This window comes from Kitasatospora sp. NPDC032121 (assembly GCF_055580145.1).
In genome coordinates, this window is record NZ_JBVILX010000001.1 from 736,484 (window position 1) to 757,104 (window position 20,621).

A 20,621-nucleotide genomic window follows, 5' to 3' on the forward strand; every position below is an offset into this window, starting at 1 on the left:
CCCTTCGGCCGGTCCTCAGATCTCGTCGTCCAGGCCCTGCTCGATGGCGTACCGGACCAGCTCCACCCGGTTGTGCAGCTGCAGTTTCCCGAGCGTGTTCTGCACGTGGTTCTGCACCGTCCGGTGCGACAGCACCAGCCGGTCGGCGATCTGCCGGTAGGACAGCCCCTTGGCCACCAGCCGCAGCACCTCCGTCTCCCGGGCGGTCAGCTGCGGGGCGGCCGGCGCCGAGGCCGGGGCCGGCTCGGCCGCCAGCCGGCGGAACTCGCCGAGCACCAGGCCGGCCAGGCCCGGGGTGAACACCGCGTCGCCGACGGCCGTACGGCGCACCGCGTCCAGCAGCTCCTCCCGCCCGGCCGACTTCACCAGGTAGCCGGTCGCGCCGGACTTCACCGCCTCCAGCACGTCCTGGTGCTCGCCGCTGGCCGACAGCACCAGCACCCGGACCGCCGGGTCGTGCGCGACCACCTGGCGGCACACCTCGGCGCCGGGCAGACCGGGCAGGTTGAGGTCCAGCACGACCACCTGCGGCGTGCAGGCGCGGGCCCGGCGGACGGCCTCCTCGCCGTCGCCCGCGGTGGCCACCACGTCCAGCCCGGCCTCGGCGAGGTCGCGCGAGACGGCGTCCCGCCACATCGGGTGGTCGTCCACCACCATCACCCGCACCGGCCGGTCGGCGGTCGGCTGATCGGTCATCGGCTGGTCGGTCATTGAGTGGCCTTCCTCGGGACGCGCAGTTCGACCTCGACGCCCTCCCCGGGCGCCGAGTACAGCTCGGCCGTGCCGCCGAGGTCCAGCAGCCGGCCGCGGATGGACTGGGAGACGCCGAGCCGGCCGGCCCGCTCCGCCTCGCCGAGCCGCCCGGGGGCGTACCCGGGGCCGTCGTCCCGGATGCCGACCGTGACGGCCTCCGGCTCGTCCTCGACCAGGATCCAGGCCCGCGCCCGCTCCCCCGCGTGCTTGCGCACGTTGTCGACGGCGGCGCCGACCGCCGCCGCGAGCTCGCCCGCCGCCCGGCCGGGCAGCAGCACCGGGGTGCCGGGGGCGGAGAGGGTGATCCGCTCGTCCGCGTACGGGCGCAGCAGCGCGGTGAGGTCGCACGGCGCGTCCGGGTCCACCGGCCCGGCGGCGTCGGCGAGCGGCGAGCGCTGGGCCGGCAGCGGACCGCCCGTCATCAGGGCCCGCAGCGCGCGCTCCTGTTCGCCTGCCAGCCGGCCGAGCTCGGCGAGGCCCGCGCCGGGGCCCGGTCCGCCGCCAGGCTCCGTGGCGCGGCGCTGGACCAGGGCGAGCACCTGGAGCACGCCGTCGTGGATGTCCCGGGACAGCCGCTCGCGCTCCCGGGTGGCCGCCTCGACCTGGAGCGCCCGGGTGAGGGTGGCCTCGCTGGCCCGGGCCAGCTCGATCACGTAGCCGATCGCGCAGCCGGCCACCATCAGCAGCACGATGTTGTGGATGTTGTCGCCGGTCGGACCGCCGTGGCCGAGGATGTTGGCGACGCCGATCACCGAGCCCGAGGCCGCCGCCGGGCGCCAGCCGCCCTTCGCGGCGAAGCCGAGCACCGTGCCGGCCGCCCAGATGGTCGGCAGGGTGGGCGCGCCGTGGCTGATCCTGGCCGGGGAGTCGGTCATCCCGCTCATCACGATGCCGGTGACGGCGAGGGTGAGGTCGGTGCCCAGGACGTACCAGGTGCAGCGCTGCGGGTTGCCGAAGGCCCGGGTGCTGGCCAGCGTCCACAGGGTCAGCGCGCCGAGGAAGATCCAGCCGGCCACCGGGTGCAGGAAGTGCAGGTACGAGTTGAAGTACCGCAGCAGCGCGTAGCACAGGGCCAGCACCCGGAAGTAGGAGATCGCCCGCCACAGCGGGAGTTCGACGGACATGCCGCCGGCCGCCACCGTGCCGCCGACCGCGCCGGCTCTGCCGCCGTCGTCCGTCATCCGCCCCCGCCCCTCCCCTGGGCCCGGCCGGGTGGCCACGCGGCCACCCGGGCGCCTGCTCCGGCTACTGCGGCTTCTCCGAGCTGCCCGCCTCGGCGGCCTTCTCGGCCTTCTCCGCCTTCTCAGCCTTCTCGGCCTCGGCGGCCTCCGCCTTCTCCGCCTTGGCGGCGGCCCGGCGCTCGGCGTCGGCCTTCTTCTTCTCCTCGGAGATCTGCCGCTTGGCGGCGGTCGCGTAGATGTCCACGTACTCCTGGCCGGACAGCCGCATGATCTCGTACATCACCTCGTCCGTCACCGAACGGAGGATGAAGCGGTCGTTCTCCATGCCGTGGTAGCGGGAGAAGTCCAGCGGGCGGCCGATCCGGATGCCGGGACGGATACCGAAGTTGGGAACGACCTGGCCGGGCGGCTGCACCTTCTCGGTGTCGATCATGGCGACCGGGATCACCGGGGCGCCGGTGGCCAGCGCGACGCGGGCCAGACCGCCGACCTTGCCGCGGTACAGCTTGCCGTCGGGCGAACGGGTGCCCTCCGGGTAGACGCCGAACAGCTCGCCGCGGTCCAGCACGGCGATGGCGCTGCGGATCGCGGCCTCACCGGCGCCGCGCACGCCCGAGCGGTCCACCGGCAGCTGGCCGACGCCCTTGAAGAACGCGGCGGTCAGCCGGCCCTTGAGACCCGGGGTGTTGAAGTACTCGGCCTTCGCGATGAAGGTGACCCGACGCCTGATCAGCGCGGGGAAGAAGAACGAGTCCGAGAAGGACAGGTGGTTGCTCGCGATGATCGCCGCACCCTCGGCGGGGATGTTCTCCTCGCCCTCGATCCAGGGCCGGAAGAAGATCCGAAGCAATGGCGCGACGATCATCTTCATCAGTCGGTAGAACAACCCGGGCCTCCTGTTATGCGGACCGGTCGATCCTAATGCCCCGCGGCCGTCCGCCGCGCCCGGCCCCGCCGGGGGGCCGGTGCCCGGGCCCGCCCGTAGGGGGTGTACGACCCGGCGCGGCGCGTGGGACGATGCGGTTCCGCAGCACCTCCCCTCCAGCGTCCCTCCCCCAGCGCCACCCGCCCGCGAAGGAGTCCGCCATGCCGTTGCTGCCCGGTGCCGAGCCGTTCCGCCACCGTGGCGGACCGGTGGGAGTACTGCTCTGCCACGGCTTCACCGGCTCGCCGCAGTCGCTGCGGCCGTGGGCCGAGGAGCTGGCGGCGGCCGGCCACACCGTCTCGCTGCCGCTGCTGCCCGGGCACGGGACCCGCTGGCAGGACATGCAGGTCACCCGCTGGGAGGACTGGTACGCGGAGGTCGAGCGCGAGCTGCTGGCGCTCGCCGAGGAGTGCGAGCAGGTCTTCGTCTGCGCGCTGTCGATGGGCGGCGGGCTGGCGCTGCGGCTCGCGGCGCTGCACGGGCCGACCGTCTCCGGCCTGGTGCTGGTCAACCCGTCGGTGCGCTCGGACACCCCCGCGAGTGTGTTGCTGCCGGTGCTGCGCCACCTGGTCCCCAGCCTGCGCGGGGTCGCGGGCGACATCGCCCGGGCGGGCGCGGCCGAGGTCGGCTACGACCGCACCCCGCTGCACGCCGCCTGGTCGCTGAGCCGGCTGTGGCGGGAGGTCCAGGGGCTGCTGCCGGAGGTGACCCAGCCGGTGCTGCTCTTCCACAGCCCGCAGGACCACGTCGTCTCGCCGGCCAACTCTGAACTGGTGCTGGCCCGGATATCCTCGACGGACGTGGCGGAGCGGCTGTGCCAGCGCAGCTTCCACGTCGCGACGCTGGACCACGACGCGGCGGAAATATTCGCGGCCAGCCAGGACTTCATCCGACGGCTGGCTCCCGCGCACGCGGCGGGCGTCATCCGGGTTGAATCCGACGACCACCATGGCTGAAGGGCCGGAAGTGCACGAGAGCAGCACGGCGGGCGGCGGGGACGAGACTCCCCGCGAGGACGGCGCGACCAAGGACGGCGGGACGAACGCCGCTGCCCCGGGCGGTGTGCCGGCGGACCGTACCGGAGCGGACGGCGGCGCCCCGACGCCCCCGCCCGTCCGGGACGCCGTCAAGGACGCCACCGAGGGCTCCGCGCAGGACGCCACCGAGCCCGCGGCCTCCGCCGAGCGCCGTCCGCGCCGCGCGCCCGAGCGCAGCCAGGCCGAGCAGGACGAGATCTTCGCCGCTCTGGTCGCCCAGTTCGACGACCCGGTCGACCTCAACAACCCGAACTGGCCCGAGATCGAGAACCTCCGGGCGCAGAACGAGCTCAAGGGCGGCTACCAGGACGGCGGCCGCGGCGACCAGGACGACCTCTCCGACCTCGCCCCCAAGCCCCGCCCCCGCTCCGGCCGGCCGGTGATGCCGGCGGGCGGCGCGGGTCCTCGGGACTTCGAGCTGGCCGAGGAGACCGACGAGGGCCACTTCGTCCCGCCGGAGCCCCCGCCGCTGCCGACCGCCGACGTGACGGCCAAGTTCGCCTGGCTGGCGGTGCTCGGCGGCCCCGCCCTGCTGCTGGTCGACGCGGTGGTCTGGCGGGAGATCTCCGGCTGGCCCGCCTGGGTCGGGATCACCGCCTTCCTCGGCGGCTTCGTCACCCTGGTCGCGCGGATGAAGGACCGGGACGAGGACGAGCCGGAGGACCCTGACCACGGCGCGGTCGTCTAGCCGTTCGACGGGACGATCGGCAGTTCGAGGACGGCGAGCACCGGCAGGTGGTCGGTCGCGGCCCGCAGGTCCGCCTCGGTGACGCCGGGCAGCCCGTGCGGCACCCCGCAGCCGAGGACGGTGATCCCGGGCGTGGCGAAGACGGCGTCGATCCGCTGGTAGGGGCGCTCCGGCACGGAGGTGAACTCGCCTCCCCAAGGCGCGGTCGGGTACCCGTCCTGGAGCCGGGAGGCCAGCAGCCGCCAGCCCGGCCCGTCCGGATGCTCGTTGAAGTCCCCTGCCACGACGCCGAGTTCGGCGATGCCGAGCTGGTCGAGCAGCAGCTCGAACTGCCCGTGGCGCTCCTCCTGGTCCAGGCTGAGGTGGCAGCTGGTGACGGTGAACGGCGCCGTGCCGGGCAGTCGCAGCAGCGCGCTGGCGAAGCCCCTGGCGTGCAGGCCGCGGGTCTTGGGCAGCAGCCGGTCGTGCACCTCCAGCAGTTCCACCGCGCCGGGCCGGGCGAGCAGCAGCGGACCGGCGGCGGTGCGGCCGCCGCCGGCCAGCACGGCCGTCCCGGTGCTCCGGGCCAGCCAGGCGGCCTGGCCCTCGGGCCGCCAGTAGCGCGGGGCCTCCTGGACGCAGACCAGGTCCGGCTCGCAGGCCCTGATCACCCGGGCCAGCGCCCGCCGGTCGTCGCGCAGCGAGCGGATGTTGTAGCTGAGCAGGCGCAGCCGGCCCGGGCCGGGCGGCGGCAGCGGGGCGGGCCGGGCGGCGGCCTCGGCCGCGGGGGCGCCCGCGCTCGGGCCGGCGTTCTCGGTCGCGGCGTTCGTGGTCACGGCGTTCTCGGTCGCGGCGCTCATGGTCCTCCCCTGGGCGGTCACCGGATCGATCCGACCGTACGCGGCCGGGCCGGGACGTGCGACGGCGGCGGTGCGTCCGGGATCGGTCGGGGCCCGGTCGCACCGCCGCCGGCGGGCTCGAGGAGTTCTCCCCCGCGGCCGAAGGCGCAAGGGGGAGGCCGTGGTTACGGGACGCGGGCGAGGTCCGCCGCGCCGACGATGCCGGCGGCGGAGCCCATCGAGGCCAGCACGACCTCGGCGCGCGGACGGTGCACCCCGCCGGTCAGGTAGTGCTCGAAGGCCTTGGCGACCGGGTCGAGCAGCAGTCGGCCGGAGTCGGAGACGCCGCCGCCGAGCACGAAGACGCCCGGGTCGAACAGCGCGGCGAGGTCGGCCATGCCGCGGCCCAGCCAGTCGGCCAGCTCGGCGTAGCACTCCAGGGCGAGCGGGTCGCCCTCCTCGGCGGCCTGGGTGATGTGGATGCCGCGGATGGTCTCGGCCACGCCGTCGTTGAGCTCCAGCATCCGGTGGCCGCGCTGCGGGTCGGCGGCCGTCTTCTCCCGGCCGTAGCGGCGCAGCGCGCGCCCGGAGCCGTACTGCTCCCAGCAGCCCTTGCCGCCGCAGCCGCAGAGCAGGCCGTCGGGGACCATGTTGAGGTGGCCGATCTCGCCGGCCACACCGAAGCGGCCGCGGTGCAGCCGGCTGTCCAGGACGATGCCGCCGCCGATGCCGGTGCCGACGGTGATCAGCACCATGTCGCGGTGGTCGGCGGCCGCGCCGAAGCGGAACTCGGCCCAGGCCGCGCAGTTGGCGTCGTTCTCGACGACGGTGGACAGGCCGGTGAGCTCCTCGATCCGCCCGCGCAGCGGCTCGTTCTCCCAGTCGATGTTGGGGGCGAAGATCACCGTGGAACGGTTGCTGTCGACGAAGCCGGGGGCTCCGACACCCACCGCCGTGACGCCGGGGTGCTCCTCCTTGAGCTCGCGCACCGCCTGCGCGATGGCGTCGACCGCCCACTGCGGATCGGCCGGGGTGGGCACCCTCGTCCGGGCCAGGATCGCGCCCGCGTCGTCGACCACGCCTGCCGCGATCTTGGTCCCGCCGACATCGACGCCGATGGTCAGAGCCATGTGTCCCTCAGCTATTCACTCGTTCCGCTGGACGGAACGCTACCGCCCAACCCGGCCCCCGTATACAGCCTCGCATACATTATCCGAAGACAATTCTGGGGAAAACGGGCCGCGAAGCTTCAAAAGTCGTATCTAATCTCCTCCTTCGTGACGTACGAGAGCAACGCGATCACCCTCCGAAAGTTACGGTTTCACTGCTTGGCGGACGGCCCGTCAGCCTCGTCAAAGCCGGTGCCACGGCCGGCACCACGGTCCGCGCCGGGGGCGGCGTCGGAGTCGGCGTCGGAGTCGGCGTCGAGGTCGATCTTCTCGGTCGGCGCGCCCGGCCCGGCGGTCCAGCGGCTCTCGTGCCCGGCCACGGCGGCGCGGTAGGCGGCCAGCAGTTCGGAGCCCGCGGCGGCGAGCCCGGTGCCGGCGGCGGCGAGGTGGGAGTAGACCTCCGGCTGCTGGGTGCGCAGCCGGTCGGCCAGCCCGGAGAGGGTGATCAGGGTGGTGGCGCTCGCCTCCTGGGCCTTCTCGCCGAGCGCCCCGGCGAACCGGCGCACCTCGTCCACCAGTGGGCCCAGCTCCGGCCCGAACGGGTGCCCCTGGCCGCCGTGCCCGCCGTCCTGCCCGCCGCCGGCCCCGGTGCGGTCGTCGCCGGGCTCGGTGCGGTCGTCGGTGCTGGTCATCGCGGGCGCCTCCTCAGCCGTGGCCGCACCCCGCGGCCCTCCGGCCCGACGCTACCCGACCGACCGGGCGGCCCGAAAAGCCGACGAACGCCCGCCGGAGGCCCGCCGAGAGCCGCGTCGAACGCCCGTCGCCCCGGCCGACCCCCCGTCAGCCCCGGGGCCAGAGCGCCGGGTCGGGCGCGAACCGCACCGAGAGCACCCCCTCCTGCAGCCCCGCCCCGGCCACCGTGCAGCGGCGCAGCGCGGACGGCAGGGTGAGCACCCGGCGGTGGGTGCCGAGTCCGACCACCAGTTCGTCGCCCCGGCGGACCAGGTCCAGCTCGGAGCGGTCGGCGCCGGGCAGGTCGAGGTGCCAGACCAGCAGGCCCTCCTCGGCGAGCCGGTCCTCGACCGGCCAGGGCTCGGGCGCGAGCCGCTCGGGCCCGTCCGCGTCCCCGTAGAGCCGGTCGGCGACGTCCTCCAGGGTGACCTCGGCCAGGCCGGTGACCAGCACCGGGGCGTCGGTCTCGGCGGCGAGCCCGGTCAGCTCCTCCTGCCGGCGGCGGGCCAGGGCGGCCAGCCAGGGGTCGGGTGAGGCGGCGGCGGCCTCGGGCAGCGCGCCGTGCACGACCACGGCGTCCGGCCGGTGCCCGTGCAGCGCGAGCCCGGCCCTGATCCGGCGCAGCTCCCGGTACGGGTGGCCGTCGGCCGGGACGACCAGCCGGACGCTGGTGCCGGGGTCGGTGATCGCGGCACGGGACTCGGCGAGGGCCGCCGCGGCCTTGGTGCGCCCCTCGTACAGCCAGTCGGCGGGCATCGGGACGCCGGCCAGCCCGGCCAGCAGCGGGCGCAGGGCCCGGGCGGCCTGGCGCTGCTCGGGGACGAGCCGGTCGAGGTAGCGGGCGAGCTGCTCGGGCAGCGCGAGGGTGGCGATCAGTTCGGCGGGCGGCGGGGCGAGCACCACCAGGACGTCCTGGTCGGCGGCGGGCAGGGCGCGCAGCAGGGCGAGCCGGGCGATGCCGGGGAGGGCGGTGAGCTCCTCGGGGTCGAGCTGTTCGGCGCCGAGCAGGTCGAGGGCGGGCTTGAGCCGGCCGGTGAGCTCGCCGACGGCGTAGCGGAAGGCGGCCTGCTCGTCGATCCGGGAGACGGTCAGGCCCGGGGCGTACAGCAGCGGTTCGGGTTCCAGCCGGGTGCCGAGGGCGGAGTCCAGGGCTCGGTGCGGGTCGTCGGCGGCCAGCAGCCAGGTGCGGTGGCCGCGCCGGGCGGCGTGCAGTGCGGTGGCGGCGGCCACCGTGGGCGCGCCGGCCTCGCCGCTGACCAGGATGGTGCGTGTCGCCGTCATGCCGTCCTCCCCCCGTTCGGTGGTGTCAGCTCTGGGCGGGCTTCTTGCCGTCGGTGTCCTCGACGCGCTTCTTCAGGCCGGCCAGGGCGCGGTCGATGATGACCTTCTCGGCCTTGCGCTTGATCATGCCGAGCATCGGGATCTTGACGTCCACGGCGAGCTGGTAGGTCACCTCGGTGCGGCCGCCGGCCAGCGGGGCGAGGGTGTAGGAGCCGTCCAGCGAGCGGAGCATCTGGCTGCGGACGAGGGTCCAGGAGACCTCGCGGTCGCCGTCCCAGGTGTAGGCGAGGACGTGCTCGTCGCGGATGGCGCCGGCGTCGAGCAGCAGCCGGACCTCGGCGGCGCGGCCGTCCTCACCGGTCTTCAGGACCTCGATCTCCTTGACCTCGCCGGTCCAGGCCGGGTAGGCGGCGAAGTCGGCGATCACGGCCATGACCGTGGCCGGGATCGCGTCGATGGTGATGCTCGACCTGGTGTGCTCCGCCATGGAATGGCCCTCCGCCTCGTCGCCTCTGCCTGCCGGTCCGGCCGGGGCGCGCTCGGCCCGGTCCGCCCGGAGCAGGCTATCGCGACCGGTGCGCGGCCCGGTGGCGCGGGCCTCGCTCCGCGGGCGGCCGTGGCACGGGCGGGCGCCTGGCGGGCGGGCATGTTACCGGCCGGTCGGGCCGCGCTGCCGTAGGGTGCCATTCGAACGACCCGGTCACGGCCTGGTCGGACCCGGCCGGGTGTGACACTTCGAACACCGGGGCCGACCCCTCTGGTCGAAGCTGCCTACCGGGCAGTAACGTCCTGCCGTCCCGCAGCGTCGCGAACGAGGAGCAGTCTTGCTCGACTTCAGCCTTCCGGCCCTCTACCAGGTACCGAGCGGCGGCAACCTCGCCGACCCGGTGCACCGGAACGCCGAGGAGCACCCGGACGTCGCCGTGCTCAGCCGCAAGGTGGACGGCCACTGGCAGGAGTTGACGTCGGTCCAGTTCCTGGCCGAGGTGCACGCCGCCGCGAAGGGCCTGATCGCCGCGGGCGTGCGGCCGGGCGACCGGGTGGGCATCATGTCCCGCACCCGGTACGAGTGGACGCTGCTGGACTTCGCGATCTGGACGGCCGGCGCGGTCACCGTGCCGGTGTACGAGACCTCCTCCCCCGAGCAGGTCGAGTGGATCCTCGGCGACTCGGGCGCCGTCGCCGTGATCACCGAGACCGCCCAGCACGTCGCGGTGGTCGGCGAGGTCCGCGACCGGCTGCCGGAGCTGAAGCACACCTGGCAGATCGAGGGCGGGGCACTCGCCGCGCTGGACGCCGCCGGGCAGGACGTCCCGGACGCGACGGTCCACGAGCGCCGCCGGATCGCCGGCCCCGACGACGTCGCCACCATCGTCTACACCTCGGGCACCACCGGCCGCCCGAAGGGCTGTCAGCTGACGCACGGCAACTTCCTGGCCGAGTGCGGCAACGTCGTCGAGCGCCTGGCCCCGCTGTTCCGCACCGGCGAGAGCTCCGTCCTGCTCTTCCTGCCGCTGGCCCACGTGCTCGCCCGGATCGCCGAGATCGCCCCGGCGATGGCCCCGATCAAGCTCGGCCACGTCTCCGACATCCGGGACGTCACCGCCGAGCTGGCCGCCTTCAAGCCGACCCTGATCCTGGGCGTGCCCAGAGTGTTCGAGAAGGTCTACAACACCGCCCGCGCCAAGGCCCAGGCCGACGGCAAGGGCAAGATCTTCGACAAGGCCGCCGACACCGCGATCGCCTACAGCCGGGCGCTGGACGCCGGCGGCGCCGGTCTGGTCCTGCGGCTCAAGCACGCGGTCTTCGACAAGCTGGTCTACAGCAAGCTGCGCGCCGCCCTCGGCGGCCGGGCCACCCACGCCATCTCCGGCGGCGCCCCGCTCGGCGAGCGCCTGGGCCACTTCTACCGCGGCATCGGCTTCACCGTCCTGGAGGGCTACGGCCTGACGGAGACCTGCGCGGCCACCGCCTTCAACCCGTGGGACAGGCCGAAGATCGGTACGGTCGGCCAGCCGGTGCCCGGCTCCTCCGTCCGGATCGCCGAGGACGGCGAGGTCCTCCTCAAGGGCCCGCACGTCTCCACCGGCTACTGGAACAACCCGCAGGCCACCGCCGACGCCTTCAAGGACGGCTGGTTCTCCACCGGCGACCTCGGCTCGCTGGACTCCGACGGCTACCTGACCATCACCGGCCGCAAGAAGGAGATCATCGTCACGGCCGGCGGCAAGAACGTCGCCCCGGCCGTGATCGAGGACCGGATCCGTGGCCACGCCCTGGTCGGCGAGGTCATGGTGGTCGGCGACCGCAAGCCGTTCGTCGCCTGCCTGATCACCGTCGACCCGGACTTCTTCCCGAAGTGGAAGGAGCTCAACGGCAAGCCCGCCGGCGCCACCGTCGCCGAGCTCGCCGAGGACCCGGACCTGCTGGCCGCCCTCCAGGCCGCCGTCGACGACGGCAACGCGGCCGTGTCGCACGCCGAGGCGGTCAAGAAGTTCCGCCTGCTGGACACCGAGTTCTCCGAGGAGAGCGGCCACCTGACGCCCTCGCTGAAGCTCAAGCGCAACGCCGTGCTGAAGGACTTCGCGGCCGACGTCGAGGCGCTCTACCGGAAGTAGCCGCCGGCGCCGTACGGGCCCCGCCTCTCCAGGAAGGAGGCGGGGCCCGTACGCGTCGTCACCCGGCCAGCAGCGAGGTCAGCCGCCCGGCCAGCAGGTCCCAGCGCCAGGAGCGCTCCACCCAGCGCCGCCCGGCCTCGCCCATCCGCCGCCGCAGCTCCTCGTCGCGCAGCAGCCGCACGATCCGCTCGGCCGCCGCCGAGGCCGAGCCGCCGGGCACCACGTACCCGGTCTCGCCTTCCAGCACCGCGTCCGGTGCCCCGCCGGAGTCCCCCGCGACCACCGGCAGGCCGGTCGCCGACGCCTCCAGGTAGACGATGCCCAGGCCCTCGACGTCCAGGCCCCCGCGCCGGGTCCGACAGGGCATCGCGAAGACGTCCCCGGCGCCGTAGTGGGCCGGCAGCTCCTCCCACGGCACCGAGCCGGTGAACCGCACCGAGTCCCGTACGCCGGTGGCGTCCGCGAGCTTCTCCAGGTCCGCCCGGTACGGGCCGCCGCCGACGATCAGCAGCACCGCGTCCGGCACGTCGGCGAGGATCTGCGGCATCGCCTCGATCAGGGTGTCCTGGCCCTTGCGCGGCACCAGCCGGGAGACGCAGACCACCACCGGCCGGTCCGCCAGCCCGAGCCGGCGGCGCACCTCGGCGCCCCCGGAGTCCGGGTGGAAGGTCGTCTCGTCCACGCCCGGCGGCAGCTGGACCATCCGGGCCGCGGCCTGCGGCCCGACCGCGGCGGCGATCCGGGAGCGGGTGTACTCGCCCAGGTACGTCAGCACGTCGGTACCCGCGCCGATCCGCCGCAGCAGCTGCCGGGAGACCGGCAGCTGGGCCCAGGCGGCCTCGTGCCCGTGGGTCATGCCGAGCAGCCGGCCGGCCCCGGCCCGGCGCAGCGTGGGCGCCATCAGCCCGAGCGGGGCGGCGGCACCGAACCAGACCGAGTCGCACTTCTCCGCCCGCAGGATCTCGGCGGCCCGCCGGGTGACCCGCGGTGTGGGAACCATCACCTTCGTCCGGTCCCGGATCACCGGGAACGGCTGCTCCGCGTCGAAGCGGGCCACCTCGCTGCCGTCCCGCCAGGTAGAGGCGTAGACCACCACGCTGCCTGCGGGCTGACGGACGGCCATGTTGTGCACGAACGCCTGGATGCCGCCGGGGCGGGGCGGGAAGTCATTGGTGACGATCAAGGTTCTGTGCATCAGGCCAGGCTCGCTCGGTCGGGGGGTGCGCGGTGTACCGCTGGGTGATCCGTACGATAGGTCAACACCATGACCCGCCGGGAACGGAACCGCACACGGCAACCGTTTGACCCCCGGGTCAGTCCTAGTACCTAGGCCGTCGTCCAGGACGCGGCCCGGGCGTCCGTCGGTACGACGCCTCCGGTGGGGACGTCCGAGACGAACGAGGGAGCGCAGTGGAATTGGCCCCGGCCACCGAGCCCGGTTCTTCGCGCGGCCGCCTCGGCCGCCCGCTCGGGGCGCTCGCCGCGCTCGGTGCCACCTGGGTCGCCACCCGCGCCCTGCTGGTGCTGCTGGCGACGGGCGTGCTGAAGGCGCCCGGCGGCGACGTCACCGCGGACGTCTGGATGATCTACCACGCCTGGTACGGCGTGCTCCAGACCGGCACCTTCCCGTTCGACGACGTGACCTGGCAGTACCCGCCGGGCGCCGCCCTGGTGATCCTGCTGCCGGGCCTGCTGCCCTGGTCGTACCTGGTGTCGTTCTGGGTGATCTGCGGGATCGCCGACGCCGCCGCGGCCGCGCTGCTGGTGCGCACCGGCCTGCGCCGGGGCCGGGCACTGACCGGCGCCTGGATGTGGGTGGTGGGCGTCCCGCTGCTCGGCCCGATGATCTACAACCGCTTCGACGTCATCGTCACCGCGGTCGCCCTGGCCGGCCTGCTGGCGCTGATCCGCCGCCCGGCCGTGGGCGGACTGCTGCTGGGCCTGGGCGGCATCGTCAAGATCTGGCCGCTGCTCGGCCTGATCGGCACCCCCTCCGGCCGCCGCACCCGCCGCTCCTGGACGCTGGCGGGGGCCACCGCCGTCTCGATCGGCTTCCTGCTGACGGCCGGGATGAACGGCGCCTTCGAGTTCCTGGCGTTCCAGAAGGACCGCGGCATCGAGGTCGAGTCGCTCGGCGCGCTGCCCCTGCACTTCGCCCGGCTCGCCGGCGCCTGGGACGGCAAGGTCACCATGAACTACGGCTCCCCGGAGATGCTCGGGCCGTGGGTCAGCGTGATCAGCAAGGTGATGATGGCCGGCACCCTGCTGGGCTTCGCCTGGCTGCTGCTGTGGCGCTACACCTCCAAGCGCCGCAGCGCGGCCACCATGTACGACGCGGCGCTGTGCGCGCTGCTGATCTTCGTGGTGACCAGCCGGGTGATCAGCCCGCAGTACCTGGTCTGGCTGGTCGGCGTCGCGGCGGTCTGCCTGACCGTGCGCAACAGCAGCCAGCGGCCGGTGGCGCTGCTGATCCTGCTCGCCTGCCCGCTCACCCTGGTCGAGTTCCCGACCGTGTTCACCCAGGTCCTGGCCAGCGAGCCGGCGGCGGTCGCCGTACTGGCCGCGCGCAACCTGCTGCTGCTGGCCGCGGCCGTGCTCTCCTGCGTCAGGCTCTGGCGCTCCACCCGCGGCGAGGCGCCGCTGCCGCCCACCGTGGTGCTGGACCGCGAGCCCGCCGCGCTGCCGGCCGCCGGCTACCCGGTCCGCCCTGGCATCGCCTACGAGCAGGACCTGCTGGACGGCATCGACCACCCGGGCGCCCCGGCCCGGCAGCACCGCTGAGCCGGGCGCCGGTCAGCCCTTCAGCGCCGCCACCTGCTCCAGCCAGAGCCTGGTGAACTCCGCCAGCCCGACGCCCAGCTCGCGGCGCATCAGCCGGTCCGTCCGGCGCTCCCGGTCCTCGCCCTGCCCGTCGGCCGCGCCGACGGCCCGGTAGAAGGCGACGAGCCGCTGCGGCCCGTGGGTGCGGGCGATCAGCTCGCAGGCCAGCCAGGACTGCTCGTAGGCCTGGGCGATGCCGTCGGCCCCGGCGGCGAAGTCCCGGTCGGCGGGCAGCGCGGCGGGCTGCTTCCCGGCGGCGACGTCCCTGGCCAGCTCGGGGGCGATCTGCTGCGGGCCGCGGCCCGTGTCGCGGTAGGCCGTCCAGTCGGCGACGCCCTCGGAGAGCCACAGCGGGGTCCAGGCCCGGGTGTCGGCCCTGGTGGCGACGTGGGTGGCCTCGTGGGTGATCACCACCTGACGGCCGAAGTCGCTGAGCCGCCCGTACGCCTCCGGGTTGACCAGCACCCGGTCCGCCGGGGTGTGCCAGGGCGCGCCGGGGGCGGCCACGGTGACCGCCGCCATGCCCGTCCAGCCGTCCGGGTCGCCCTCCAGCAGCCGGGCGAACCGCTCCTCGGTGGCGGGCCGCTCCAGCAGCAGCCGCTGCGGCCAGGCGTCGCCCCAGACCTCGGTGACGGCGGGCACCGCCCGGTCCGCCACCGCGACCAGCTCGGCCGGGTCGGGGCCGTCGACCGGTCCGAGCACCAGGCAGTGCGCGCCCGGCGCCGACCGCAGCGGCCCGAAGTCCCAGGGCGCGGGCGGTCCGCCCGCGCCCTCCTCGCGCTCCACCCGCCAGCCGCCCCCGGCCGGGACCAGCTCGATCCGGCGCGGGTACACCACCGGGTACTCGTCGTACCCGGCGATCCGCACCGTCAGGTCGGCGGCCGCGGTCAGCCGTTCCGGCCCGCCGGAGGCGGCGAGCACCACGTTGCGGTACGCCGCCTCGGCCACCGGCAGCCCGGCCCACGGCGGTGCCGACCCGGCCCGCTCCGCCAGTGCGGCGGCCACCTCGCCGTGCCGGTCCGCCGAGCGCGCCGCGGGCGGCGCCGCCGGGGCGGCCGGGGGCAGCGACAGCTGGGCCAGCCCGCCGGCCGCGAGCAGTAGCGCGCCCCGCCGGGACAGCGCGCGGCGGGGGCGGGGTATCCCGGCGGGGTCTTCGGGGTCGGCGGAGCCGGGCGTCGGGGCGTTCAGAGCCGGACCACCCCGGAGACCGGCATGGCGGTGACGCTCTCGTAGCGGACCTTGGCGCCCGGGCGGGGGGCGTGCACGATCACGCCGCCGCCGGCGTACATGCCGACGTGGTGCATGTCCCGGTAGAAGATCACCAGGTCTCCCGGTCGCGCTTCGGACAGGCTGATCCGCTGCCCGGCGTACGCCTGGGCCTGCGAGGTGCGCGGCAGGGTCACTCCGGCCTGCCGCCAGCTGTAGTACATCAGACCCGAGCAGTCGAAGGCGTGCGGTCCGGTGGCCCCGTAGACGTACGGGGAGCCGATCATCCGCACCGCGGCGGCCAGCGCGGCCGCCCCGCGCTCGGAGGCGGGCGGGGCGGTGCCGAGGTCCAGCCGGTCGGTGCCCCGGGTGGCGCGCTGCTCGGCGTCCCGGGCGTCCTGGGCCGTCATCCGGGCCCGCTCGGCGGCACCCAGGCCGTTCAGCAGCTTCTGCGCCCCGGCGAGCCGCTGCTGGATCTGCTGCTTGGTGTCGGCGAGCGTGCGGCGGGTCTGGTCCAGCTCGGCGAGCTTGCCGGCCGCCTCGGTGCGGCGCTGGTCGAGCCGGCGCTGCCGGGTGACCAGCTCGTGCAGGGTCTCCTGCTGGCGCGCGGCGGCCTGGCCCAGGGTGCGGGCGCGGACCAGGTAGCCCTCCGGGTCGGACGAGAGGAACAGCTGGGCGGTCTGGGCCATCCCGCCGCCGCGGTACTCGGCCCCGGCCACCGTGGCCAGGTCGCCGCGCAGTTCGTTGAGCTGGTCCTGGGCAATGGCGATCTCGCCCTGGAGGATCGTGGTCTCGCCCTGGAGCCGCCGCTGGGCCTCCTGCGCCGCGTTCGCCTTCTCGGAGGCCTGCTCGGCCTCGTCGTACAGCTGCTCGACCTGTGTCCTGACGTCCTGACGATCGCCCGGGTCCGGGCTGTCCGGCGCGGCCTGGGCACGGCCTCCGGCGGCCACGCCCAGCGCGGTGGCGGCGGCCGCGGTCAGCACCAGCGCCCGGGTGAGCAGTTGGGAACGGCGGTGCACGGGCATGGCGGCAGCGGCTCCAATCCTGCGGCGCGGCCCCGCCGCCGCACCGGGACGGGCGGCCGTCGAGCGGGAGTCCGGTGGCAGACGTTAGCGAGTCCGGGCAAGCGAGTCCAAACCCTTCCCAACCCGAATATTCGACCCCTAATCGGACATCAGCTCGACCCGCCGGAAAAGCCGCAGGCCCGGCCTTCCCTGGGGAAGGCCGGGCCCGGAGGCGTCCGAGCGGGGATCAGACCCGCACGATGGAGGACAGCGGCATGTTGCCGACCGCCTCGTATCGCACCGACGCACCCGGCTTGGGAGCGTGCAGCACCTGGCCGTTGCCGGCGTAGATGCCGACGTGGTGGGCGTCGCTGTAGAAGATCAGCAGGTCGCCGGGCTGGGCCTGGGAGATGTCCGAGCCGATCCGGGTGCCGGCCCCGGCCTGCGCCTGCGAGGTGCGCGGCAGCGACACCCCGGCCTGGTTGAACGCCCAGACCATCAGGCCGGAGCAGTCGAAGGAGCCCGGGCCGGTGGCGCCCCAGACGTACGGGCTGCCGACCTTGGACGCGGCGTACGAGAGGGCGGCGGCACCGCGCGAGCTGCCCGCGGCCACCTTCACCGGAGCGGCGGTCGAGCCGGTCGCCAGGTTGCCGCGGCTGTTGTCGCGCGAGGCGCGGTCGGCCTGCTGCTGCTGCGCCTGGGCGGCGTCGGCCTTGGCCTTGGCGTCGGCCGCGGCCTTCTCCTCGGCCTGGCGCAGCGCCTGGCGGTCCTGCTCGGTCAGGGTGTTGAGCAGGTCCTGGGCCGCCTTCAGCTTGCCCTGGACCTCGTCCTTGGAGGCCTTCAGCTGCTGGGTGGTCGACTCCAGCTCGGCGAGCTTGCCCTGGGCCTCGTTGCGGTCCTGGTCGAGCTTGCGCTGCTGCTCCTGGAGCTCCTTCAGCTGACCCTTCTGGGTGCTGCCGGCCTGGTTCAGCGTGCCGGCCTGGCTGAGGAAGTTGTCCGGGCTGGAGGAGAACATCAGCTGGACGGTCGGGGATATGCCCCCGTTGCGGTACTGCTCGCCGGCGATCTCGGCGAGGCCGCCCTGGAGCTCGGTGACCTGGGCCTGCTGACGGGCCACCTGGTCCTGCAGGCCGGAGACCTGCTTCTCCAGTTCCTGCTGCTTGGCCTGGGCGGCGTTGTAGTTCTCGGTCGCGACCTCGGCCTGCTCGTTGAGCTGGTCGACCTGCCCCTTGACCTGCTCCTTGGTCGGCTGCGGGTCCGCGTGGGCACCCTGCGCGGAGAGGACGACGGCCGCCGCGGCGACACCCGTCAGGATCGAGACGCGGGCGCGACCGGCGGGCTTGGGACGACGATGGGACGCCACGAAGGCGGACTCCTTCTTCCTACGTCCGCCTACCGGGTGAGCTGACGGGTTCGGGCCGGAAGCATGCCCTACGACGCCTCACGGCCGTTCCACCGGCCGACCTGGCGCCGATTCACCCCGGAGGAACGTGGTTCCCCGGCTCCGCTCCGCAGCGCCCCGAACACCGGGCTCCCCTGTCGGGCAGTCGCTTCGACCTGCCCCGCTGCCTCGCGAACTCGGCGGTAACCACCGCCGCCACCCTGGCTGGGCGATCGACAGTGCGGTGGTTCGGAGCATGACCCTAGTAACTGAACCGTGATCGGTTCAAATCCTTGTCAGAAAAAAGACAGAAGATTACCCAAGTTCTTTTGTGAAAATGACCGATGGTGACCACTGGTACACACAAGGCTGATCGGTTCTCAGCATGTGGTCACAAAAGGGCGGGAAAGCCGAACGCCACCCCCACGGGGAGGGTGGCGCTTTTCACAGGCCCTCGAGGAGCCCCGCGGGCGTGTCGGGCCGTCAGACCCGGCGGATGGTGTTGATCGGCATCGCGTCGGCCTTCATCACCTTCACCACGTCACCGGTGTGCGGCGCGTGGACCACCATGCCGTTGCCGATGTACATCCCGACGTGGTGCATGTCGGAGCCGTAGATCACCAGGTCGCCGGGCTGGGCCTGGTCCAGCGAGGGCACCCGGGTGCCGTAGTGGCCCTGCTCCTGCGAGGTGCGCGGCAGCGAGACGCCCGCCTGCCCGTACGACCAGACCATCAGGCCCGAGCAGTCGAAGGTGGTCGAGCCGGTGGCGCCCCACACGTACGGCGAGCCCTGCTTGCTCATCGCCTTGGCCATCGCCACGGCCGCGTAGCCGCTGGCCGGCGGCAGGCTGCCGAGGTCGACCCGCTCGCTGCCGCGCGAGGCGCGGTCGTCCTGCGCCTGCTGGGCCTTCAGCGCGGCGCGGTCGGCGGCGCTGAGCGAGTTCAGCAGGTCCTGGGCGGCCTTCAGCTTGGTGTTGACGTCCGCCTTGGCCTGGTTGAGGTCCTTGGTGGTGGTGTCCAGCGAGGCGAGCACGGCGGCCGCCTCGGCCTTCTCCTGGTCCAGCCGGCGCTGCTGCTCCAGCAGCCCCTTGAGCGCCTCGGCCTGGCTGGTGCTCGCCTGCTGGACTGTCGAGGCCTTCTCCAGGTAACCGGACGGGTCGGAGGAGAGCATCAGCTGGACGGACGGGTCGATGCCGCCGGAGCGGTACTGATCCCCCGCCACCTCGGCCAGGCCGCCCTGGAGCTGGGTCATCTGCTCCTGGCTGCGGGCCACCTGGTCCTGCAGCTGGTCGGCCTGCTTGCGCAGCTGGTCGGCCCGCTCCTTGGCGCCGTTGTACTTCTCCGCCGCCTGCTCCTGCTCCTCCTGGAGCTGGTCGATCTGCGCCTTGACGTCCGCCTTGTTCGGCTGCGGCGCAGCGTGCGCGGCCACCTGGGCGGAGAGGGCGACCGCGGTCGCAGCGGCAGCGGTGAGCACGGAGATCCGCGCGCGGCTCGGCTGCTTGGGACGGCGGTGGGAGGCCAAGGGACCGGCTCCTTCTTCCAGCGGACTCACCTGATGGGATGAGATTCCCGAAAATAGGTTTGACGCCAGACCCTAGTGAAGATCTATCCGTTTTGCCACTCCCCCGATGGCATGAACTCGGCCACCCCACACTGACTCCACAGCCCCCTCACAAGGCCCCGGAACCGCCCCTGACCAGGAATCACACGGAATCGGCCGACGTCAGGGCCGGGCCAGCCGGTTCAACAGCAGCACCGACGCCACGGGGCGCGCGCCCGCCTTCCGCACGCCCTCCGCGACCTCCCGGTCGGTGGACACCACCACCACCGGACGACCCTGCGGCTCGGCCCGCACCAGACGGCGGATCAGCTCGTCGGCCGTTTCCCCGGTCCGGCTGAACCGCACCCGGACCCCGCGCGGTGGCGCCATGATCACCGGGACGTCCAGGTCCTGCCCGTCGAACACGCAGGTGACCTCCGCCTGGGTGCGCTGGGCCAGCATCGCCAGCCCGCCCAGCAGCCGGATCCGCTGCTGCTCCAGCGGCAGTGCCGGATAGCCGGTCTTGGTCACGTTGTAGCCGTCCACCACCAGGTGCACCTGGGGGATCGCCAGCAGCTGGTCCAGCAGCGCCGGATCGTCCTCGGCCAGCCCGCGCCGGGCCACGTCGTGCGGCGAGGCCGCCCCCGGCACCACCGCCTCCACCAGGTCCGCCGGGCGGATCTGGGAGACCGGCAGCGCCAGCTCCCGCTGCAGACCCTGGGCCGACTGCAGCACGGTGTCCAGCAGCAGCCGCAGCCGCATGTCCTCGACGCTGCGCCCCTCACGGGCCGACCGACGGCCCTGCTCGGCCGCGGTCTCCAGTTCGGAGAGCCGGTGCCGGAGCCTGCGCGCCTCGGTCTCGGCAGCGCCGCGCTCGGCCGCGGCCTGCGCCTTCAGGGCCTCCAGCTCACCGCTCACCCGGCGGGTCTCGGCCTGCGCCCGGCGGGTGTCGCTCTCCAGCGACCGCACCTTCTTGCGCAGCGACTCGGCCTCCTTGCGGACACCGTCGGACTCGGCCCGCTGCCGGTCCAGGTCCGCCCGGGCGGCGGCCCGCACCTCGGCCAGCTCGGCCTGCAGCTTCTCCACCAGCCGGGCCGCCTCCGCGGCCGCGTCCTCGGCACCGGCCCGCTCGGCCTCCTCGCCGGCCTCGGCCACCAGCCGGCTCCAGCCCGCCGAACGCACCAGGTAGGCGGCGGCCGCGACGTCCATCGGATCGGCGGCGCTCGGGACGGTGCCGCACTCCAGCGCCCTCACCAGGTCCGGCTGCCCGAGGCGCAGCCGCTCGGCTATCCGCACCCGGAAGGCCGGCTCCGCCTCCAGCGCCGCCGCCAGCGCCGTGGCCGCGTACTTGGCCCGCCGCACCGGGGTGAACTTGACGTACTGGCGCAGGCTCTGCGGGAGCTCGGCCGGCGGCAGCCCGCCGAGCGCGTCCGAGGCCAGCCCGACCACGCGCCGGCGCACCCCCTCGGGCAGCGGCCGGTCGAGCTTCTCGGCCACGCGCTCCGCGGGCTCGGAGGAGTCGTCCGCCG

18 protein-coding genes and 1 riboswitch are annotated in these 20,621 nt (G+C 74.2%); of the genes, 4 read left to right on the top strand and 14 right to left on the bottom strand.

Features of this window, described 5'->3' with window-relative positions:
• Window positions 1-15: 15 nt before the first annotated feature.
• From ACZ5OX_RS03365 to ACZ5OX_RS03375, 3 genes are all read right to left on the bottom strand, one after another.
• Window positions 16-711 (bottom strand): response regulator, encoded by a 696-nt coding sequence (locus ACZ5OX_RS03365; protein WP_392869375.1) that lies wholly within the window; start codon window positions 709-711, stop codon window positions 16-18.
• Window positions 708-1,934: a MacS family sensor histidine kinase gene (gene macS / locus ACZ5OX_RS03370; RefSeq protein WP_465628532.1), complete on the bottom strand. Its 1,227-nt coding sequence runs from the start codon at window positions 1,932-1,934 to the stop codon at window positions 708-710. Before macS ends, ACZ5OX_RS03365 begins: the two co-directional genes overlap by 4 nt.
• 64 nt (window positions 1,935-1,998) lie before the next feature.
• Entirely contained in the window at window positions 1,999-2,820 is an 822-nt protein-coding gene (locus ACZ5OX_RS03375; protein ID WP_449790728.1) for a lysophospholipid acyltransferase family protein, read from the bottom strand.
• A 200-nt stretch (window positions 2,821-3,020) separates the two neighbouring features.
• Here ACZ5OX_RS03375 and ACZ5OX_RS03380 point away from each other — a divergent pair, with 200 nt between their 5' ends.
• Window positions 3,021-3,815 carry an alpha/beta hydrolase gene (locus tag ACZ5OX_RS03380; RefSeq protein ID WP_465628533.1) on the top strand — a complete coding sequence of 265 codons (795 nt, stop codon included), beginning with the start codon at window positions 3,021-3,023 and terminating at the stop codon, window positions 3,813-3,815.
• A 10-nt stretch (window positions 3,816-3,825) separates the two neighbouring features.
• Window positions 3,826-4,584, top strand: a complete 759-nt coding sequence (locus ACZ5OX_RS03385) for a hypothetical protein (protein WP_465628534.1) — start codon at window positions 3,826-3,828, stop codon at window positions 4,582-4,584.
• Here the strand turns inward: ACZ5OX_RS03385 and ACZ5OX_RS03390 are convergent.
• From ACZ5OX_RS03390 to ACZ5OX_RS03410, 5 genes are all read right to left on the bottom strand, one after another.
• A complete protein-coding gene (locus ACZ5OX_RS03390; RefSeq protein ID WP_465628535.1) occupies window positions 4,581-5,423 on the bottom strand; it encodes an endonuclease/exonuclease/phosphatase family protein in 843 nt (280 codons plus the stop codon). The genes ACZ5OX_RS03385 and ACZ5OX_RS03390 overlap by 4 nt on opposite strands.
• Before the next feature lie 164 nt (window positions 5,424-5,587).
• Window positions 5,588-6,532 (bottom strand): ROK family glucokinase, encoded by a 945-nt coding sequence (locus tag ACZ5OX_RS03395; protein ID WP_449790732.1) that lies wholly within the window; start codon window positions 6,530-6,532, stop codon window positions 5,588-5,590.
• A 191-nt stretch (window positions 6,533-6,723) separates the two neighbouring features.
• A complete protein-coding gene (locus ACZ5OX_RS03400; RefSeq protein WP_465628536.1) occupies window positions 6,724-7,203 on the bottom strand; it encodes a DUF5304 family protein in 480 nt (159 codons plus the stop codon).
• 148 nt (window positions 7,204-7,351) lie between these two features.
• Complete coding sequence (locus ACZ5OX_RS03405; protein WP_465628537.1) at window positions 7,352-8,524, bottom strand: ArsA family ATPase; 1,173 nt, start codon at window positions 8,522-8,524, stop codon at window positions 7,352-7,354.
• 25 nt (window positions 8,525-8,549) lie between these two features.
• Window positions 8,550-9,011, bottom strand: a complete 462-nt coding sequence (locus tag ACZ5OX_RS03410) for an SRPBCC family protein (RefSeq protein ID WP_465628538.1) — start codon at window positions 9,009-9,011, stop codon at window positions 8,550-8,552.
• Between the two features lie 337 nt (window positions 9,012-9,348).
• Between ACZ5OX_RS03410 and ACZ5OX_RS03415 the strand changes: the two genes are divergently transcribed.
• The gene (locus tag ACZ5OX_RS03415; protein WP_465628539.1) at window positions 9,349-11,142 is read left to right on the top strand and encodes an AMP-dependent synthetase/ligase; all 1,794 of its coding nucleotides are present in this window, start codon (window positions 9,349-9,351) and stop codon (window positions 11,140-11,142) included.
• Between the two features lie 58 nt (window positions 11,143-11,200).
• Here the strand turns inward: ACZ5OX_RS03415 and ACZ5OX_RS03420 are convergent, their stop codons facing one another.
• Window positions 11,201-12,337 (bottom strand): glycosyltransferase family 4 protein, encoded by a 1,137-nt coding sequence (locus ACZ5OX_RS03420; protein ID WP_392869394.1) that lies wholly within the window; start codon window positions 12,335-12,337, stop codon window positions 11,201-11,203.
• Between the two features lie 215 nt (window positions 12,338-12,552).
• Here ACZ5OX_RS03420 and ACZ5OX_RS03425 point away from each other — a divergent pair, with 215 nt between their 5' ends.
• Complete coding sequence (locus ACZ5OX_RS03425; protein ID WP_465628540.1) at window positions 12,553-13,923, top strand: glycosyltransferase 87 family protein; 1,371 nt, start codon at window positions 12,553-12,555, stop codon at window positions 13,921-13,923.
• Between the two features lie 12 nt (window positions 13,924-13,935).
• Here ACZ5OX_RS03425 and ACZ5OX_RS03430 read toward each other — a convergent pair whose 3' ends face one another.
• The 5 genes from ACZ5OX_RS03430 to ACZ5OX_RS03450 all read right to left on the bottom strand — a co-directional run bounded on the left by ACZ5OX_RS03430 (window position 13,936) and on the right by ACZ5OX_RS03450 (window position 20,589).
• Window positions 13,936-14,967, bottom strand: coding sequence for a hypothetical protein (locus ACZ5OX_RS03430; protein WP_465628541.1), 1,032 nt, complete (start codon window positions 14,965-14,967; stop codon window positions 13,936-13,938).
• A 179-nt stretch (window positions 14,968-15,146) separates the two neighbouring features.
• Window positions 15,147-16,193 carry a C40 family peptidase gene (locus ACZ5OX_RS03435; RefSeq protein WP_449790739.1) on the bottom strand — a complete coding sequence of 349 codons (1,047 nt, stop codon included), beginning with the start codon at window positions 16,191-16,193 and terminating at the stop codon, window positions 15,147-15,149.
• Between the two features lie 226 nt (window positions 16,194-16,419).
• Window positions 16,420-17,535: an NlpC/P60 family protein gene (locus tag ACZ5OX_RS03440; protein ID WP_465628542.1), complete on the bottom strand. Its 1,116-nt coding sequence runs from the start codon at window positions 17,533-17,535 to the stop codon at window positions 16,420-16,422.
• 10 nt (window positions 17,536-17,545) lie between these two features.
• Window positions 17,546-17,699: riboswitch (cyclic di-AMP (ydaO/yuaA leader) on the bottom strand.
• Window positions 17,700-18,036: 337 nt separating this feature from the next.
• Window positions 18,037-19,074 (bottom strand): C40 family peptidase, encoded by a 1,038-nt coding sequence (locus ACZ5OX_RS03445; RefSeq protein ID WP_392869402.1) that lies wholly within the window; start codon window positions 19,072-19,074, stop codon window positions 18,037-18,039.
• Between the two features lie 201 nt (window positions 19,075-19,275).
• On the bottom strand, window positions 19,276-20,589 hold the full coding sequence (locus ACZ5OX_RS03450; protein WP_465628890.1) for an NYN domain-containing protein: 1,314 nt from the start codon (window positions 20,587-20,589) through the stop codon (window positions 19,276-19,278).
• Window positions 20,590-20,621: the final 32 nt, after the last annotated feature.

Coding starts and splice junctions, on each gene's coding strand:
- ACZ5OX_RS03390 (WP_465628535.1), bottom strand. CDS start 5,423: ATGAGCGCCGCGACCGAGAACGCCGTGACCACGAACGCCGCGACCGAG.
- ACZ5OX_RS03380 (WP_465628533.1), top strand. CDS start 3,021: ATGCCGTTGCTGCCCGGTGCCGAGCCGTTCCGCCACCGTGGCGGACCG.
- ACZ5OX_RS03420 (WP_392869394.1), bottom strand. CDS start 12,337: ATGCACAGAACCTTGATCGTCACCAATGACTTCCCGCCCCGCCCCGGC.
- ACZ5OX_RS03365 (WP_392869375.1), bottom strand. CDS start 711: ATGACCGACCAGCCGATGACCGATCAGCCGACCGCCGACCGGCCGGTG.
- ACZ5OX_RS03405 (WP_465628537.1), bottom strand. CDS start 8,524: ATGACGGCGACACGCACCATCCTGGTCAGCGGCGAGGCCGGCGCGCCC.
- ACZ5OX_RS03410 (WP_465628538.1), bottom strand. CDS start 9,011: ATGGCGGAGCACACCAGGTCGAGCATCACCATCGACGCGATCCCGGCC.
- macS (WP_465628532.1), bottom strand. CDS start 1,934: ATGACGGACGACGGCGGCAGAGCCGGCGCGGTCGGCGGCACGGTGGCG.
- ACZ5OX_RS03400 (WP_465628536.1), bottom strand. CDS start 7,203: ATGACCAGCACCGACGACCGCACCGAGCCCGGCGACGACCGCACCGGG.
- ACZ5OX_RS03395 (WP_449790732.1), bottom strand. CDS start 6,532: ATGGCTCTGACCATCGGCGTCGATGTCGGCGGGACCAAGATCGCGGCA.
- ACZ5OX_RS03435 (WP_449790739.1), bottom strand. CDS start 16,193: ATGCCCGTGCACCGCCGTTCCCAACTGCTCACCCGGGCGCTGGTGCTG.